This window comes from Streptomyces pyxinicus, assembly GCF_024753135.1.
Lineage (GTDB): Bacteria > Actinomycetota > Actinomycetes > Streptomycetales > Streptomycetaceae > Streptomyces > Streptomyces pyxinicus.
Genome location: NZ_JANUGP010000008.1, coordinates 132537 through 149138, shown reverse-complemented (window position 1 = coordinate 149138; position 16602 = coordinate 132537). Strand labels below are relative to the sequence as shown.

General features: G+C 71.9%; 13 protein-coding genes. 7 read left to right on the top strand and 6 right to left on the bottom strand.

The features are described 5' to 3' along the window. Nucleotides 1–36: 36 nt before the first annotated feature. The 6 genes from NX794_RS13525 to NX794_RS13500 all read left to right on the top strand — a co-directional run bounded on the left by NX794_RS13525 (nt 37) and on the right by NX794_RS13500 (nt 7965). The gene (locus NX794_RS13525) at nt 37–1269 is read left to right on the top strand and encodes a CapA family protein (protein WP_258778734.1); all 1233 of its coding nucleotides are present in this window, start codon (nt 37–39) and stop codon (nt 1267–1269) included. 225 nt (nt 1270–1494) lie between these two features. After that, nucleotides 1495–3756, top strand: a complete 2262-nt coding sequence (locus tag NX794_RS13520) for a HAMP domain-containing protein (protein ID WP_258778849.1) — start codon at nt 1495–1497, stop codon at nt 3754–3756. A 6-nt stretch (nt 3757–3762) separates the two neighbouring features. After that, nucleotides 3763–5337, top strand: a complete 1575-nt coding sequence (gene pgsB / locus NX794_RS13515) for a poly-gamma-glutamate synthase PgsB (RefSeq protein WP_258778733.1) — start codon at nt 3763–3765, stop codon at nt 5335–5337. Next, nucleotides 5334–5816 carry a poly-gamma-glutamate biosynthesis protein PgsC/CapC gene (locus NX794_RS13510; RefSeq protein WP_258778732.1) on the top strand — a complete coding sequence of 161 codons (483 nt, stop codon included), beginning with the start codon at nt 5334–5336 and terminating at the stop codon, nt 5814–5816. The genes pgsB and NX794_RS13510 overlap by 4 nt, the downstream gene beginning before the upstream one ends. A gap of 33 nt (nt 5817–5849) precedes the next feature. Further along, complete coding sequence (locus tag NX794_RS13505) at nt 5850–6902, top strand: NlpC/P60 family protein (protein ID WP_258778731.1); 1053 nt, start codon at nt 5850–5852, stop codon at nt 6900–6902. A gap of 46 nt (nt 6903–6948) precedes the next feature. Further along, complete coding sequence (locus tag NX794_RS13500) at nt 6949–7965, top strand: PLL family lectin (RefSeq protein WP_258778730.1); 1017 nt, start codon at nt 6949–6951, stop codon at nt 7963–7965. A gap of 62 nt (nt 7966–8027) precedes the next feature. On the opposite strand, the gene NX794_RS13495 is transcribed toward NX794_RS13500, so the two are convergent. The 5 genes from NX794_RS13495 to NX794_RS13475 form a co-directional block, all read right to left on the bottom strand. Then, nucleotides 8028–10157: a 3-hydroxyacyl-CoA dehydrogenase NAD-binding domain-containing protein gene (locus tag NX794_RS13495; protein WP_258778729.1), complete on the bottom strand. Its 2130-nt coding sequence runs from the start codon at nt 10155–10157 to the stop codon at nt 8028–8030. Then, nucleotides 10154–11371 (bottom strand): thiolase family protein, encoded by a 1218-nt coding sequence (locus NX794_RS13490; RefSeq protein WP_258778728.1) that lies wholly within the window; start codon nt 11369–11371, stop codon nt 10154–10156. The genes NX794_RS13495 and NX794_RS13490 overlap by 4 nt, the downstream gene beginning before the upstream one ends. Before the next feature lie 173 nt (nt 11372–11544). After that, nucleotides 11545–12834 carry a ribonuclease D gene (locus NX794_RS13485; protein WP_258778727.1) on the bottom strand — a complete coding sequence of 430 codons (1290 nt, stop codon included), beginning with the start codon at nt 12832–12834 and terminating at the stop codon, nt 11545–11547. 147 nt (nt 12835–12981) lie between these two features. Further along, complete coding sequence (locus NX794_RS13480) at nt 12982–13641, bottom strand: response regulator transcription factor (protein ID WP_258778726.1); 660 nt, start codon at nt 13639–13641, stop codon at nt 12982–12984. Nucleotides 13642–13935: 294 nt separating this feature from the next. Continuing rightward, a complete protein-coding gene (locus tag NX794_RS13475; protein ID WP_258778725.1) occupies nt 13936–14607 on the bottom strand; it encodes a DUF3000 domain-containing protein in 672 nt (223 codons plus the stop codon). A gap of 98 nt (nt 14608–14705) precedes the next feature. Here NX794_RS13475 and hemE point away from each other — a divergent pair, with 98 nt between their 5' ends. Beyond that, on the top strand, nt 14706–15773 hold the full coding sequence (gene hemE / locus NX794_RS13470; protein ID WP_258778724.1) for a uroporphyrinogen decarboxylase: 1068 nt from the start codon (nt 14706–14708) through the stop codon (nt 15771–15773). A 1-nt stretch (nt 15774) separates the two neighbouring features. Here the strand turns inward: hemE and NX794_RS13465 are convergent, their stop codons facing one another. Further along, nucleotides 15775–16596 (bottom strand): rhomboid family intramembrane serine protease, encoded by an 822-nt coding sequence (locus NX794_RS13465; protein ID WP_258778723.1) that lies wholly within the window; start codon nt 16594–16596, stop codon nt 15775–15777. Nucleotides 16597–16602 lie beyond the last annotated feature (6 nt).

Here is a 16602-nt window from a genome sequence, read left to right as displayed (position 1 = left end):
AGCGATGGGCTCTCATGGTTGTATCAAGATATCCCGGTGACCAGACGCCGTAGCCGGACCCCGCAGTCCCTGCTGTCCCTGCTGACCCCGCTCGCCCTGCTCGCCGCCGCCTCCGGCTGCGGACTCCTCTCGGACGACGCCGAGGACGGGAGCGGCGGTGGCCGCTCCTTCACCGTCGCGGCCGCCGGCGACATCCTGATGCACCCCGAACTGGTGGAGCAGGCACGCAAGGACGCGCAGCGCACCGGCAAGGGCGTGGCCGGACTCGACTTCGGGCCGATGATGGCCGGCATCAAGCCGGTGATCAGCAAGGCCGACCTGGCGATCTGTCACTTCGAGCCGGTGATGGGCCCGGCCACCGGCCCCTTCGAGGGCTTCCCGGACTTCCAGGTGCCGCCCCAGACCGCCAAGACGATCAAGGACATCGGCTACGACACCTGCTCCACCGCCTCCAACCACACCCTCGACCACGGCTACACCGGCGTGAAGCGCACCCTCGACGCGCTGGACGCGGCCGGCGTCAAGCACACCGGCTCGGCCCGCACCGAGAAGGAGGCGCGCACCCCGCTGATCATGGACGTCAAGGGCGTCAAGGTGGCGCAGCTCTCCTTCGCCTACGGCTTCAACGAGCCGCACACCCTGCCCAAGGACAAGCCCTGGCTGGCCAACCAGCAGGACCTGGGCCGCATCCAGGCGGCCGAGAAGCGGGCCCGCGCGGCCGGCGCCGAGGTGGTGATCCTCTCCCTGCACTGGGGCCGCGAGCACCACCCGGAACCGTCCGCCTCACAGCTCTCCTTCGCCCGCGACATCGCCCGCAAGACCGGCATCAACCTGGTCATCGGCCACCACGCGCACGTCGTGGAGCCGATGGAGAAGGTCGACGGCACCTGGATCAGCTACGGCCTCGGCAACCAGATCGCCCGGCACGAGACGCCCACCGGACTGACCGAGGAGGGCGTGATCGCCTGGTTCGCGTTCACCGAGCACGGCAAGGGCCACTGGACGGTCGAGCCCCGCTTCGAGCCGACGCTGCTGACGATCCCGCCGGACGCCGAGAACGTCCGCGACGGCGGCACCGCCACCTACGGCGAGGACGACGTGCGGGACTACCGGCTGCTCGACGTGCCGGCCGCGCTGCGCGACGACCCCGGCCTGACGGACGTCCAGCGCTCCCGGCTCCGGCTCACCTTCGAGCGCACCGAGGGCACGCTGGAGGACCGGGGCGCGGCCAAGGACGGCCTGCGTCCGCTCACCGGGCTGCCCGGATAGCGCGACCCGACCGAACAGCGACGGCATTTGACCGTCCTTGTCCGTTCTTTATGTGATGTTGCGTAGATCACGTACCACTTGCCGCAACTTCACGGTCTCCTTACATGTCTGGTTCCCGGGCGTGCTCATTTCCGTCGGCACGCCCGCACCCGCACTTCGTGAGAGGACCGTCCTTTGGCGTCATCGCCCCCGGCGCGGCAGCACCGAGCCCGCCGTCGCGCCGATATGTCGCTGATCGGCGGCATCCGCCCGCCGATCGCGGTCCTGTCGGCGCTCCTGCTGACCCTCGCGACCGTCACGGCCCTCGTGCTCGGCCGTGTCGACAACGCGGGGGTGCCCAAGGCGGTCCTGACCTCCCAGCAGCACTTCGCGGAGGACGGCGCCATCGCGCTGCGCGCCTCCGTGGACGAGTCCGTGACCGACGTCACCCGCTCCGCCGCGCTGTTCAGCGCCGGGCAGCCGGTCTCCGGCGACGCGGTCCTCGACAAGCTCGGCAGCACCTACCAGAAGTGGATGGGCACCGCCGTCGTCGAGATCCGCACCGGCAAGCTGCTCGCCGCGCGTGGAGAAACGGTTCCGCTGACCGATGTGGACACCTCTTCGCTCAGCGGCGCGGGCGGACTCGACCCGCGCATGGTCCGGCTCAAGAACGGCGAGGTGCGGCTGCTCTCCTTCGGGCTGCTGAGCTGGCCCGGCAAGCCCCAGCTGCTGCTGGTGGCCTCCCGCAACCTGAAGTTCCCCGGCATCAGCCTCGGCCAGTTCCGCTCCATCGCGGTGGTCGACGCGGGCGGCGCGGTGCTCAGCAGCGACGGCATCGCCGACCCGGAGTCCGCCCGCAACAGCGTCGACCGCAAGGACATCAAGGAGTCCCGCGAACAGCTCAAGGACTTCGCCGAGCGGGCCGCCCGACAGGCCAAGCAGGACCCGCGCAGCAGCAAGGAGCCCGGCGCCGGCGGCTACCAGGGCGTCAGCGGGGGCCTGCTCGGCGGGAAGCTGCTGGGCGACCGGTCCGTCGCCGGGTACGCCACCCTCGCCTCGCCCGATCCCGGCGAGGCCACCACCGCCTCCGGGCTCGGCCTGTCCGTCGTCGCCATGGTCAAGGTGACCGAGGAGTCCGCCCGCGCCCAGTCCCCGGTCTTCGGCCTGCTCGCGGGCGGCGCCCTGCTCGTCGTCGGCGCCCTGGCCGTGGCCGTGCTGCTCGGCACCGTGCAGCGCCCGCTCATCCGGCTGTTCCTGGAGTCCCGCCGGCTCACCCGCGGCGACCTCACCCGGCCCGTCACCGTCCCCCGCTACGGCGAGGCACACCGCATCGGCACCGCCCTGGAACGCCTGCGCCGGCAACTGCTCGGCGAGCCCGCCGACCCCGCCCCCGCCCCGAGCCCGCGGGGTGTGCGCCGAGTCGGCACCCGCGCCCTGCTCGCCGGCTGCGCCGTCCTGCTGCTCGCCTGGTCCGTGCCGCTGATGCTGCTGTTCGACCGCGCCGACGGCACGGCCGAGATCCCCCGGCAGCTCGTCAACGACCAGCGCGAACGCACCGACACCATCAGCGACCGGGTGCGCCGCGCCCTCAACGAGGGCCACGCCGACCTCCAGTCGGTGGCCTCCCTCATCGGCGACCGCACCGCCACCGAGGACATGGACCGGGTACTGGAGCGCACGTACAACGAGAACCAGCGCTACCGCTCCCTCTACGTCGTCGACGCGCACGGCGCCGTCCAGGCGCGCGAGGGCAACGAGCCCCAGGTCGTCCAGGACAAGCGGGTCTCCACGACCCCGATCCGGCTGCTCGGCCACGGCGGCAAGCGGCCCGTGGTCGTCGCCGCCGCCGAGATCCCCGGCCGCCACGGCGCCCAGCTCGTCGGCGAGTTCCGCGTCGAGTTCCTCAACGCCCTGCTCACCCGCCCGGGTCTCGGCGTGGTCCGGCTCGTGGACGACAAGCGCGGGATCATCGCCGGGAACACCGGCTTCCTCGCCTTCCGGTCCCTGCCCGACGAGCACCTGAGGGACCTCGCCGCGGCCAGCTCCCAGCGGCTCGGCAAGAACCCCCGGCCCAGCGGTGTGCTCTACCGCGAGGGCGGCACCCGGATCGCCGCCGCGGCCCCGTTCTCCGGCAGCGGCGCCGCCGAAGCACTCGGCTGGACCGTGGTCAGCTGGCAGCCGGTCGACCGGCTCGCCATCCCCGAGTACGACTCCCAGAACCGGACCGTGCTCGCCGGCCTGCTCGGCGCCGCCGCGGCCGTCGCCTGCCTGGGCTGGACGCACATGGTGGTGGCCCGGCCGCTGCGCACCCTGGCCGACCGGTCCGAGGCGCTGGCCGGCGGCGATCGCAAGACCGTCCTCTTCCCGCAGCACCACGACGAGGTCGGCGCCGTCACCCGCTCCCTGGAGCTCGTCCGGCAGCAGCTCCAGGACCAGCGCAGGCAGCAGCCCCGCCGCACCGCGCCCGAATCCGGGCCGTACCCGCCCCAGCAGTACACAAGGACCTGATCACCCGTGCTCTTCCTCTACACCGTGCTGCTGGTCTGCTGCGCGATCCTGCTCGTGGCGGGCGTCGTCGAACAGCGGCGGCACTTCGGCAACCTGGAGCGGATACCCAGCCGCGTCCTGGTCAACGGCATCCGCGGCAAGTCCTCCATCACCCGCCTGTGCGCGGGCGCCCTGCGCGGCGGCGACCTGGTCACCGTCGCCAAGACCACCGGCACCGCGGCCCGCTTCATCCACCCGGACGCCACCGAGGAGCCGGTCTACCGCAAGTTCGGCATCGCCAACGTGGTCGAGCAGATCGGCATCGTGCGCCGCGCCGCCGCCTACAGCCCGGACGCGCTCGTCATCGAGTGCATGGCCGTCATGCCGGCCCTCCAGGAGATCAACCAGTCCAAGCTGATCCGCTCCACCATCGGCGTGCTGTGCAACGTCCGCGAGGACCACCTCGCCGAGATGGGCCCCACCCTGGACGACGTGGCCCGCTCGCTGTGCCGGTCCATGCCGGAGGACGGCATCTGCGTCACCGCCGAGAAGGACCGCTTCGCCATCCTCCAGGAAGAGGCGGACGCCCGGAACTGCCAGCTGGTCTACGCCGACCCCGAGACGGTCACCGACGAGGAACTGCGCGGCTTCAGCTGGTTCACCTTCAAGGAGAACGTGGCCATCGCCCTCACCGTCGCCGAACTCCTCGGCGTCGACCGGGACACCGCCCTCAAGGGCATGTACGAGGCCCCGCCGGACCCCGGCGTCCTCTCCGTCGAGCGGTACCTGACCCCCGGCGGCAAGAAGCTGCGCTTCGCCAACGTCTTCGCGGCCAACGACCCCGAGTCGACGCTGATGAACATCAACCAGCTGCTCGACCTCGGCGCCATCCACCGCCCGCTCAACGTGGTGATCAACTGCCGTCCCGACCGCATCGAACGCAACGGCCAGATGGGCGAGATCATCCCCGACCTCGACCCCGAGCGCGTCTTCGTCATCGGCCACCCGGCCAAGTCCGCCATCGACGCCATCCCCGCCGAGTTCCGCTCCCGCGCCGTCGACCTGGGCGGCGACCGGCGCGACCCCGAGGAGTTCATGGCCAAGCTGCTGGACCAGCTCGGCGCCGACTCCTCGCTGGTCGCCATCGGCAACATCCACGGCCAGGGCGAGATCCTGCTGGAACACCTCGCCGAACTCCCGCCGGACGAGAGCGCGGACGACCCCGCGCCCACCACTCCGGCCGGCCGCGACCGGCGGCCGGAGCCCGTCGTCGAGCACGTGGAGACCGTCCAGCTCTACGCGCCCCGCATCGACCCCTACCAGGGCTACTCGCCCGCGTACGAGTCCCGTTACGTCCAGCAGCAGCCGTACGCCCCGCAGGTACCCGGCCAGTGGGACCCCGGGTACTCCGCCCCGTACCAGGAGCAGGAGTACCAGGAGTACCCGCCGTACCAGGAGCAGCCGGACCCGGCGCCGTACGGCCACCACGCCCCCGCCGAGCCCCGCCAGGCCTCGCCGCGCGGCCTCTTCGAACCCCGCGTCCCACCCCAGCAGCCCACCGACGACACCCCGCAGTGGCACAGCCCAGGAGAACACCGTTGATCCCCTCCGTCCTCACCCCCGAGATCGCCGCGATCGGCATCGGTCTGGGCCTGCTGTTCTCCCTGATGTGCTACCTGACGACCAACCTGTCGCCGGGCGGCATGATCACCCCCGGCTGGCTGGCGCTCACCCTCATCGAGGACCTCCAGCGGGCCGCGCTCGTCGTCGGTGTGACCGTGCTGACGTACCTCGCCACCCTGCTCATGCAGAAGTTCGTGATCCTCTACGGCAAGCGGCTGTTCGCGGCCGTGGTGCTCAGCGGCGTCCTCATCCAGGCCACCGTGATCATCGTGCTCCAGATGGAGTTCCCGCTGCTGTACGCCAACCAGACGCTCGGCTTCATCGTCCCGGGCCTGATCGGCTACCAGATGGTCCGCCAGCCCAAGGGCGCGACGCTGCTGTCCGTCGGCTCCGTCACCCTCGCCACCTATGTGGTGCTGACCGCCGGAATCCTGCTCGGCGCCATGCCCTCCGCCTGACCCCGCCTACCGAAGCACTCCTGGAGCACCACCATGCCGAAGCGCAAAGGCCGTCCCGTCGTCCACGCGGTGACGGTCCTCGCGCTGCTCGCGGGCAGCGCCTACTTCACCTACGAGCTGCGCGCGGACGAGCAGGCGAAGCTCCCGGCCGCCCAGACGATCACCGAGAACCTCCGGACCTCGGGCAAGGCGACCGGCAAGCAGACCTGGGAGCGGCTGAACAACCCCGCGCGCTCGGTGCTGCGGGACGGCAAGGGCGCGGTCATCGGCACCTTCACCGACGGCGCCCGCACCGCCACCCTCAAGGGCCCCACCCGCACCTTCGCCGAACCGTCCACCACCAGCACCAAGGTCGTCACCGACGACTGGGTCCGGCTGCTCCCGGAGCCCTGGACCAAGGGCGCCGAGCGACAGCAGTGGTTCAAGGACTGGTTCAAGCAGTACCGCGGCAGCGAGGAGGACGACATCTTCGCGTTCGCCTTCCAGTACACCCAGGGCGCCCCGGTCAAGAAGGACGACCAGGGCATCCAGTACGAGGGCCACGCCACCTACGGACCGCTCAAGGCCGACGGCGTCGACCGCCACGAGCAGAGCGACTTCTACGACTACCTGGGCATCCCGTACACCTTCCGGGACGGCGCCACCGTGTACCCGCACAAGGACCGGCTGCGCGCGGTGGACTGCTCCGGCTACCTGCGCCTGGTCTACGGCTACCGCGCCCGCTTCCCGCTGATGTCCGGGAACACCAAGGGCGACGGGCTGCCCCGCACCGCCGACGGCATGGCCCGCGGCAAGGAGGGCGTCGACGTCGTCAAGCTCCAGGGCGCCGGCCCCTGGTACGAGCGGCCCGCCAACATCGACGTACTCCAGCCCGGTGACCTGCTGTTCTTCAAGATGGACCACCGCACCGGCAACCACATGGACCACTCGGCCATCTACCTCGGCCCCGACACCGAGGGCCACCAGGTGTTCGTCTCCAGCCGCAAGGAGCAGAACGGCCCCACCATCGGTGACCAGGGCGGTGCCTCGCGTCTGGACGGCGACGGCTTCTACGCCAAGCTGTTCCGCAGCGCCAAACGGCTGTGACCAGGGCGGCCCCGGCCGCCCCCGGCACACGGCTTAGAGTGAACCGGTGAACGGCGACTGGCTCACGCGCGGCCGAGACGGCCGGCTCAGTGTCTACCAGCTCTCGGGCGAAGCCGTCCGGTGCCGGGCGGAACGCGCACCCGGCGGTCCCTGGACCGCCCCCCGCCAAGTCGGCGGCGACCAGCGGCTGCACCCCTTCCTGGCCCTCGGCCAGGGCGCCGACGGCTATGTCCACCTGGTCTCCTGGCGGCCCACCGTCAAGGGTGAGGCGGGCCTGGTGCACTCCACGCACTTCCGGCCCCGCCTCGCCGCCCTGGACTGGAACCCGGTCGGCCACCCGGACAAGAAGGGCGACCGCACCGGACCGCCCGCCGTCGCCGTGGACGCCCAGGGCCGCGCCCATGTGTTCGTCCGCAACAAGGCCGGCGGCGTGAGCATGCTCGCGCAGAAGGAGAAGGGCGGCTGGGACCCCTGGCGCGACCTGGGCGGCGAGGACGTCCACGACGGACTCGCCGCGGTGACGGGGGAGTCCGGCCGGATCGAGCTGTACGCGGCCGTCCCCGGGGGCGTCCTGCACTGGCGCCAGGAGGAGCCCGGCGCGCGGCCGGTCCGCCAGGAGCCGCTGCGGGCGCCGGTCCGTCCGGGCACCCTGTACGCCCTCGCCACCTCCGCCGACCGTACGACGCTCTTCCACACCGGCACCGAGGGCGAGCTGTGCGCCTGGCGCCCCGGCGACAAGCCGGTGACCCTGCTGGACTCGGCCGGGCACGGCCCGGTCTCCGCGGTCCGCTGCGAACTCGACGGCCACGACTGCACCTTGCTCGCCCAGCGGTCGGCGAGCGGCCGGGTCGCCTTCGCCGCCTACCCCACCGAACAGGAGTCGGCCGGCGCCTGGTGGACCGAGTCCGGCCCCCGGCTCACCGTGGACGCCCGGGTCTGCCTCGCCACCGACGAGGACGGCCGGGTGGTCGCGGCGACGTTGTCCCCCTCGACCGGCCAACTCCTGCTGACCCGGCGCAAGGACGAGCCGGGGCTGGCCCTGGAGGCCTGGCGGGAGGTCTGAGCGGCAGGCGAAGAAAAAAGAGGGCCCCCGCCGCCGCGGGGGCCCTCTCCTCACTCACCGTCCTACGCGGGCACGCTCGCCACGCCCGGGGCGAGGAACCTCTTGCCGTTCACCCGCTCCGAGACGCCCTCGCGGTCCAGGTACGGCGTGATGCCGCCCAGGTGGAAGGGCCAGCCGGCGCCCGTGATCAGGCACAGGTCGATGTCCTGGGCCTCGGCGACGACGCCCTCGTCGAGCATGAGCCCGATCTCCTGCGCCACCGCGTCCAGCACCCGGGCTCGCACCTGCTCCTCGGTCAGCACGACGTCGCCCTGCTTCAGCAGCGCGGCGACCTCCGGGTCCAGCTCCGGCTTGCCGCTGTCGTAGACGTAGAAGCCGCGCTTGCCCGCCTCGACGACCGCCTTGAGGTTCGGGGAGACCGTGAAGCGCTCCGGGAAGGCCCGGTTGAGGGTCTCCGAGACGTGCAGGCCGATCGCGGGACCGACCAGCTCAAGCAGCACCAGCGGGGACATCGGCAGGCCGAGCGGCTCGACGGCCCTCTCGGCGACCTCGACCGGGGTGCCCTCGTCGATGACGTTCTGGATCTCGCCCATGAAGCGGGTCAGGATGCGGTTCACGACGAACGCCGGGGCGTCCTTGACCAGCACCGCGGTCTTCTTCAGCTTCTTGGCGACGGCGAACGCGGTCGCGAGCGACGCGTCGTCGGTCTGCTCGCCGCGGACGATCTCCAGCAGCGGCAGCACGGCCACCGGGTTGAAGAAGTGGAAGCCCACGACCCGCTCGGGGTGCTTGAGCTTCGAGGCCATCTCCGACACCGACAGCGAGGAGGTGTTGGTGGCGAAGATCGCGTGCGCCGGGGCGACCGCCTCGACCTCGGCGAACACCTGCTGCTTGACGCCGATCTCCTCGAAGACGGCCTCGATGACGAAGTCCGCGTCCGCGAAGCCCTCGGCCTTGTCCAGGACACCGGTCACCAGCGCCTTGAGGCGGTTGGCCTTGTCCTGGTTGATCCGGCCCTTGCCGAGCAGCTTGTCGATCTCGGCGTGGACGTAGCCCACACCCTTGTCGACACGCGCCTGGTCGATGTCGGTCAGCACGACCGGCACCTCCAGGCGGCGCAGGAACAGCAGCGCGAGCTGGGAGGCCATCAGACCGGCGCCGACCACGCCGACCTTGGTGACCGGACGGGCCAGGTTCTTGTCCGGGGCGCCCGCGGGACGCTTGCCGCGCTTCTGCACCAGGTTGAACGCGTAGATGCCGGAGCGCAGTTCGCCGCCCATGATCAGGTCGGCGAGCGCCTGGTCCTCGGCGTCGAAGCCCTGCTGGAGGTCGCCGTTCTTGGCGGCGGCGATGATGTCCAGGGCGCGGTAGGCGGCCGGGGCCGCGCCGTGCACCTTGGAGTCGGCGACGAACCGGCCCTTGGCGACGGCCTGGTCCCAGGCCTCGCCGCGGTCGACCGCCGGACGCTCGACGACGATCTCGCCCTTGAGGACGGCCGCCGTCCACAGCAGCGACTGCTCCAGGAAGTCGGCGCCCTCGAAGATCGCGTCGGCGATCCCCAGCTCGTAGACCTGCGCGCCCTTGAGCTGCCGGTTCTGGTTCAGGGAGTTCTCGATGATGACCGAGACGGCCTTCTCCGCGCCGATCAGGTTCGGCAGCAGGGCGCAGCCGCCCCAGCCGGGAACCAGGCCGAGGAAGACCTCGGGCAGCGAGAACGCCGGGATCGCCGCGGAGACGGTCCGGTAGGTGCAGTGCAGACCGACCTCGACGCCACCGCCCATCGCGGCGCCGTTGTAGTAGGCGAAGGTCGGCACGGCGAGCGCGGCGAGGCGCTTGAACACCTCGTGGCCGCCCTTGCCGATGGCCAGCGCGTCCTCGTGCCTCTTCAGCAGCTCGACGCCCTTGAGGTCGGCGCCGACGGCGAAGATGAACGGCTTGCCGGTGATGCCGACGCCGACGATCGTGCCCTCGGCCGCCTCCTTCTCGACCTGGTCGATCGCGGCGTTCAGGTTCGCCAGCGAGGCCGGTCCGAAGGTGGTCGGCTTGGTGTGGTCCAGGCCGTTGTCCAGCGTGACGAGCGCGAACCGCCCGGCACCGAAGGGCAGGTCGAAGTGGCGTACGTGCGCGGACGTCACGACCTCGTCGGGGAACAGCTCGGCCGCGCCCTTCAACAGCTCAGCGGTGGTGCTCACTTGTCCCCCTCGAAGTGCGGGTTCTCCCAGACGACGGTCGCGCCCATGCCGAAGCCGACGCACATGGTGGTCAGGCCGTAACGGACCTGCGGCTGCTCCTCGAACTGGCGGGCCAGCTGCGTCATCAGACGGACGCCGGAGGAGGCGAGCGGGTGACCGAAGGCGATGGCGCCGCCGTACTGGTTGACGCGCGCGTCGTCGTCCGCGATGCCGTAGTGCTCCAGGAAGGCCAGCACCTGGACGGCGAAGGCCTCGTTGATCTCGAACAGGCCGATGTCGGAGATGGACAGGCCCGCCTTGGCGAGCGCCTTCTCCGTGGCCGGGATCGGGCCGTAGCCCATGACCTCCGGCTCCACGCCCGCGAAGGCGTAGGAGACGAGGCGCATCTTGACCGGCAGCTCGTGCTCGCGGGCGAAGTCCTCGGAGGCGATGATCGAGGCGGTCGCGCCGTCGTTCAGACCGGCCGCGTTGCCGGCGGTGACCCGGCCGTGGACGCGGAACGGCGTCTTCAGACCGGCCAGGTTCTCCAGCGTGGTGCCCGGGCGCATCGGCTCGTCGGCGGTGACCAGGCCCCAGCCGGTCTCGCCGGCCTCCGGGCTGGTGCGGCGCACCGAGACCGGCACCAGGTCCTGCTGGATCTTGCCGTTGGCGTACGCCTTGGCGGCCTTCTCCTGTGAGCGCACCGCGTACTCGTCGGCGCGCTGCTTGGTGATGGAGGGGTAGCGGTCGTGCAGGTTCTCGGCGGTCATGCCCATGAACAGGGCGGACTCGTCGACCAGCTTCTCGCTCACGAAGCGCGGGTTGGGGTCCACGCCCTCGCCCATCGGGTGGCGGCCCATGTGCTCGACACCACCGGCGATGACGGCGTCGTAGGCGCCGAAGGCGATCGAACCGGCGGTGCTCGTCACGGCGGTCAGGGCGCCGGCGCACATGCGGTCGATGGAGTAGCCGGGCACGGACTGCGGCAGACCGGCGAGGATGCCCGCGGTCCGGCCCAGCGTCAGGCCCTGGTCACCGATCTGGGTGGTCGCGGCGATGGCGACCTCGTCGATCCGCTTCGGGTCGAGACCGGGGTTGCGGCGCAGCAGCTCCCGGATCGCCTTGACGACCAGGTCGTCGGCGCGGGTCTCGTGGTAGATGCCCTTCGGGCCCGCCTTGCCGAACGGGGTACGGACGCCGTCGACGAAGACGACGTCCCTGACGGTACGAGGCACGATGGCTCTCCTCCAAGGGTGCGGGACGCTGAGCGCTTGCTTAAGCCCATGCTACTAACGAGTAATGTAGCTGCACACCCCTACCGGGGGGAGCGGTGAAGGTCACACGGTATGGCTGAATCTCTACGGCCCCGAAGGTGCGCGGGGAACTGCGCGATCAACCCGAACGACCCTCAGGCCCCTGCCGAAGCCAGCGCGGCGACCAGTACGGGGGTCACCAGGTCCACCTGCCAGGGCCGCGCCCCGTATCCCGCGAGCGCCCCGGCGACGGAGGTGTCGTCGGCCACCGCCGGCGGCTCCCAGCACAGGCGCCGCACGCTGTCCGGGGCGATCAGGTTCTCCTGCGGCATGGTGAGCCGCTCGGCCAGTGCCGTCACCCCGGCCCGCGCCGCCGACAGCCGGGCCGCCGCGACCGGGTCCTTGTCGGCCCACGCGCGCGGCGGCGGCGGTCCGGTCACCTGCTGGCCCGGCTGCGGCAGCTGCGACTCCGTCAGCGCCTTCGCCCGGTCCACCGCGGCCTGCCACTGCTCCAGCTGCCGGCGCCCCATCCGGTGCCCGAAGCCGTTCAGCGCGGCCAGCGCGTGCACATTGGCCGGCAGCGCCAGCGCGGCCTCCACGATCGCCGCGTCCGACAGCACCTTGCCCGGCGACACGTCCCGGCGCTGCGCGATCCGGTCCCGGGTCTGCCACAGCTCCCGTACGACGCCGAGCTGCCGGCGCCGGCGCACCTTGTGCATCCCGGACGTCCGCCGCCAGGGGTCCTTGCGGGGCTCGGCCGGCGGGGCGGCGGCGATCGCGTCGAACTCCTGGAGCGCCCACTCCAGCTTGCCCTGCCGCTCCAGCTCCTTCTCCAGCGCGTCGCGCAGGTCGACGAGGAGTTCCACGTCGAGCGCGGCGTAGCGCAGCCACGGCTCGGGCAGCGGGCGGGTGGACCAGTCGACGGCGGAGTGCCCCTTCTCCAGCACATAGCCGAGGACGCCCTCGACCATGGCGCCGAGCCCGACGCGCGGGAACCCGGCGAGCCGGCCGGCCAGCTCGGTGTCGAACAGGCGGGTGGGGGTCATGCCTATCTCGCGCAGGCAGGGCAGATCCTGGGTGGCCGCGTGCAGCACCCACTCGACGCCGGACAGCGCCTCACCGAGGGCGGACAGATCCGGACAGGCCACGGGGTCGATCAGCGCGGAGCCCGCGCCCTCGCGGCGCAGCTGCACCAGATACGCCCGCTGTCCGTAGCGGTAGCCGGAGGCGCGCTCGGCGTCCACGGCGACGGGGCCGGAGCCGGCGGCGAAGGCGGCGACCGCCGCGGCGAGGGCGGCTTCGTCGGCGATCACCGGCGGAATGCCCTCGCGGGGCTCCAGCAAGGGAACCGGTGCCCCCGGCACAGAAGATCCGGCGTCGTCCGGAGGCGTGCCCCCGTGGGTGCGCAGGGTGCTGTCTGCTGCGGTGTCTTGGGCGTCGGTCACCTGTCAAGGGTATCCGTGCGCGGAAGGCGCCCGTCGCCGGAACGTTCCGTCGACGGGCGCCCAAGGGTCGTAAACCGGTCAGCCCGCTGGTGCTCGCGGTTCACACGGCGGGGCCGGTGGTTCCTCCGAAGGGGGGAGGGGCGGGGCTCAGTGGATGATGCCGGTGCGCAGGGCGACCGCGACCATGCCGGCGCGGTCCCCGGTGCCCAGCTTGCGGGCGATGCGGGCGAGGTGGCTCTTGACGGTGAGGGCGGACAGGCCCATCGAGACGCCGATGGCCTTGTTCGACTGGCCTTCCGCGACCAGTCTCAGCACCTCGACCTCCCGGCCGGACAGTTCGCGGTAGCCGCCCGGGTGGCTCGGGGCACCCGGGGGGCGGCGGTGCATCCGGGCGGCACCGCCGAGGGGGGTGGCACCGGGCCGGCTGGGCAGTCCGATGTTGGTGCGGGTGCCGGTGACGACGTAGCCCTTGACCCCTCCGGCCAGGGCGTTGCGCACCGCGCCGATGTCGTCGGCGGCGGAGAGGGCGAGGCCGTTGGGCCAGCCCGCGGCGCGGGTCTCGGAGAGCAGGGTCAGGCCGGAGCCGTCGGGCAGGTGGACATCGGCGACGCAGATGTCGCGCGGGTTGCTGATACGGGGACGGGCCTCGGCGATGGACGAGGCCTCGATGACGTCACGCACGCCGAGCGCCCAGAGGTGACGGGTCACGGTGGAGCGGACCCGGGGGTCGGCCACCACCACCATGGCGGTCGGCTTGTTCGGGCGGTAGGCGACCAGGCTTGCGGGCTGCTCAAGGAGAACGGACACCAGGCCTCCTGGGGTGGGGGGACGGGGCCGGCTTGTGGGGAGTGAGCCGGAGAGAACCGTGCTTTCAAGGTCACAGTCGTCTTCGGCAGCAAACCTGTCCGCCTTTAGAGAATGATCACGATCTAGTGAGTAACAATCCGTGCAATTCGGACACACGATCGATCATCCGAAGATCAAGTCGGTTCGAGCGGAGGCGATTCGAGGTCGGAAAGTGGCCGTATCGACAAAGACATGGTCAATGAGACGCCCAACAGGATGACGCCGGGAATGACCGTCCCGAAACCGGGGGACCGCTCAGCGCGACTGGGGGCCCCGGCGCTGCGGCAGCGTGACCACGGAGGCGTCGCCCGGACCGGCCGGCGGCAGCCCCCCGACCTGGGCCAGCAGCTCGCACCACGACGCCAGGTGGGCGGCCGTGTCCGGCACCCCGCCCAGGCCCTCGCGCGGTGTCCAGGACGCCCGGATCTCGATCTGCGAGGCGGCCGGCCGCTCGGCGAGACCGCCGAAATAGTGGGAGCTGGCCCGGGTGACCGTGCCGCTCGGCTCGCCGTAGCCGAGGCCGCGCGCCTGGAGCGCCCCGGTCAGCCAGGACCAGCACACCTCCGGCAGCAGCGGATCGGCGGCCATCTCCGCCTCCAGCTCCGCGCGCACCAGCGTCACCAGCCGGAACGTGCCCCGCCAGGCGTCGTGCCCGGCCGGGTCGTGCAGCAGCACCAGCCGGCCGTCGGCCAGCTCCTGCTCGCCGTCGACCACCACGGCCTCCAGCGCGTACGCGTGCGGCGCGAGCCGCTGCGGCGCGGGTGTCGGCTCCACCTCCACCTGCGGGCGCACCCGCGCGGAGCGCAGCGCGTCCACCGCGGCCCGGAACGCGGGCGGCAGCGCACCGCCCGCCCGCCCCTGCGCGGTGTCCTCCGCGTCGTCCATTCCGCCAGCGCCGTCCGACAGTCGTCCCTGAGCCGCAGCCATGCGGGGAAGAGTAAGGGGAACCGGGCCCGCGCGCAGGGAGGGACACCCCCGAAGGGCAGGCGCGATTCGCCGCCCGCGGCCATGGGAGACTTGCCGTCGTGAGTGCCAACGGAAGCCCTTCGGGCCAGCAGCCGACCGCGACGTACGACAGCGCCTTCCTCAAGGCGTGCCGCCGTGAACCCGTGCCGCACACCCCCGTGTGGTTCATGCGCCAGGCCGGCCGGTCGCTGCCCGAGTACCGCAAGGTGCGCGAGGGCATCCCGATGCTGGAGTCCTGCACACGGCCCGAGCTGGTCACCGAGATCACCCTCCAGCCGGTGCGGCGGCATGGCGTGGACGCGGCGATCTACTACAGCGACATCGTCGTCCCGCTCAAGGCCATCGGCATCGACCTCGACATCAAGCCCGGCGTCGGACCGGTCGTCGAGCAGCCCGTCCGCACCCGCGCCGACCTCGCCCGGCTGCGCGACCTCACCCCCGAGGACGTCTCCTACGTCACCGAGGCGATCGGCCTGCTCACCCGCGAACTCGGCGCGACCCCGCTGATCGGCTTCGCGGGCGCGCCGTTCACCCTCGCGAGCTACCTGGTCGAGGGCGGCCCCTCACGCACGTACGAGAACGCCAAGGCGATGATGTACGGCGACCCCGAGCTGTGGGCCGACCTGCTCGACCGCCTCGCCGACATCACCGCCGCCTTCCTGAAGGTGCAGATCGAGGCCGGCGCGAGCGCGGTCCAGCTCTTCGACTCCTGGGCGGGCGCGCTGTCCCCCGCCGACTACCGCGACTCGGTCATGCCCGCCTCGGCGAAGGTCTTCGACGCCGTCGCCGGGTACGGCGTCCCGCGCATCCACTTCGGGGTCGGCACCGGTGAGCTGCTGGGCCTCATGAGCGAGGCCGGCGCGGACGTCGTCGGCGCCGACTGGCGGGTGCCGCTGGACGAGGCCGCCCGCCGGGTCGGCCCCGGCAAGGCGGTCCAGGGCAACCTGGACCCGACCGTGCTCTTCACCGACAAGGACACCGTCGAGGCCAAGGCCGCCGAGGTGCTCGCGGCCGCCTCCGGCCTGGAAGGCCATGTCTTCAACCTCGGCCACGGCGTCATGCCGAACACCGACCCGGACGCGCTGACCCGGCTCACGGAGTACGTGCACACCGCGACCGCGCGCTGAGTCACCAGCCGTAGTGGGGCCGCGCCCGCCTGCCGAACAGCAGACCGGGCGGCTCCGGCGGGGGCGGCGTGCCCGGCTTGAGGGGCCAGGCCAGCAGCATGCCGGCCAGGAAGCCGACCACATGGGCCGCGTACGCCACCGTGCCGGTGCCGGAGGCCGCGTGCCCGGAGGAGTCCAGCGCCTGGAGCACGAACCAGAAGCCCAGCACCAGCCAGGCCGGCAGCCGCAGCGGCAGGAAGACCAGGAACGGCACCAGCACCCAGACCCGCGCCTTCGGGAACAGCACCAGATAGGCGCCGAGCACACCGGCGATGGCCCCGGACGCGCCGATCAGCGGGTCGGTGGAGTCGGCGTTGAGCAGCGCGAAGCCGTAGCCAGCCGCGTAGCCGCAGACGACGTAGAAGAGGAAGTACCGGACGTGGCCCATCCGGTCCTCGACGTTGTTGCCGAAGATCAGCAGGAACAGCATGTTGCCGAGCAGGTGCAGCCAGCCGCCGTGCAGGAACATCGCCGTGAAGACCGACAGCGCCGGGGACTTGTCGTAGTCCGGCGGCCCGACCACGCACCCCGCCCCGTGCGCGCCCACCCCCACCTCGCCCGTGGGCACCAGCCGGGGCAGCCGGTGGTGGACCAGCTCGGCCGGGACCGCCGCGTACTGGTCCATGAAGGCCTGAAGGTGACAGAGCCGCGCCAGTTCGCTGCCGCCCAGGGCACCGCCGGCGCCGGGCATGGTGAGGAACACGAGGACGTTGGCGGCGATCAGCGCGTACGTCACCCAGGGAGTGCGGCGCACCGGGTTCACGTCATGGACGGGGATGACCACACACAA

Bases quoted from the DNA above. Each gene is read 5' to 3' on its own strand.
- NX794_RS13520 (WP_258778849.1), top strand. From the start codon at position 1,495: ATGTCGCTGATCGGCGGCATCCGCCCGCCGATCGCGGTCCTGTCGGCG.
- NX794_RS13505 (WP_258778731.1), top strand. From the start codon at position 5,850: ATGCCGAAGCGCAAAGGCCGTCCCGTCGTCCACGCGGTGACGGTCCTC.
- NX794_RS13475 (WP_258778725.1), bottom strand. From the start codon at position 14,607: ATGGCTGCGGCTCAGGGACGACTGTCGGACGGCGCTGGCGGAATGGAC.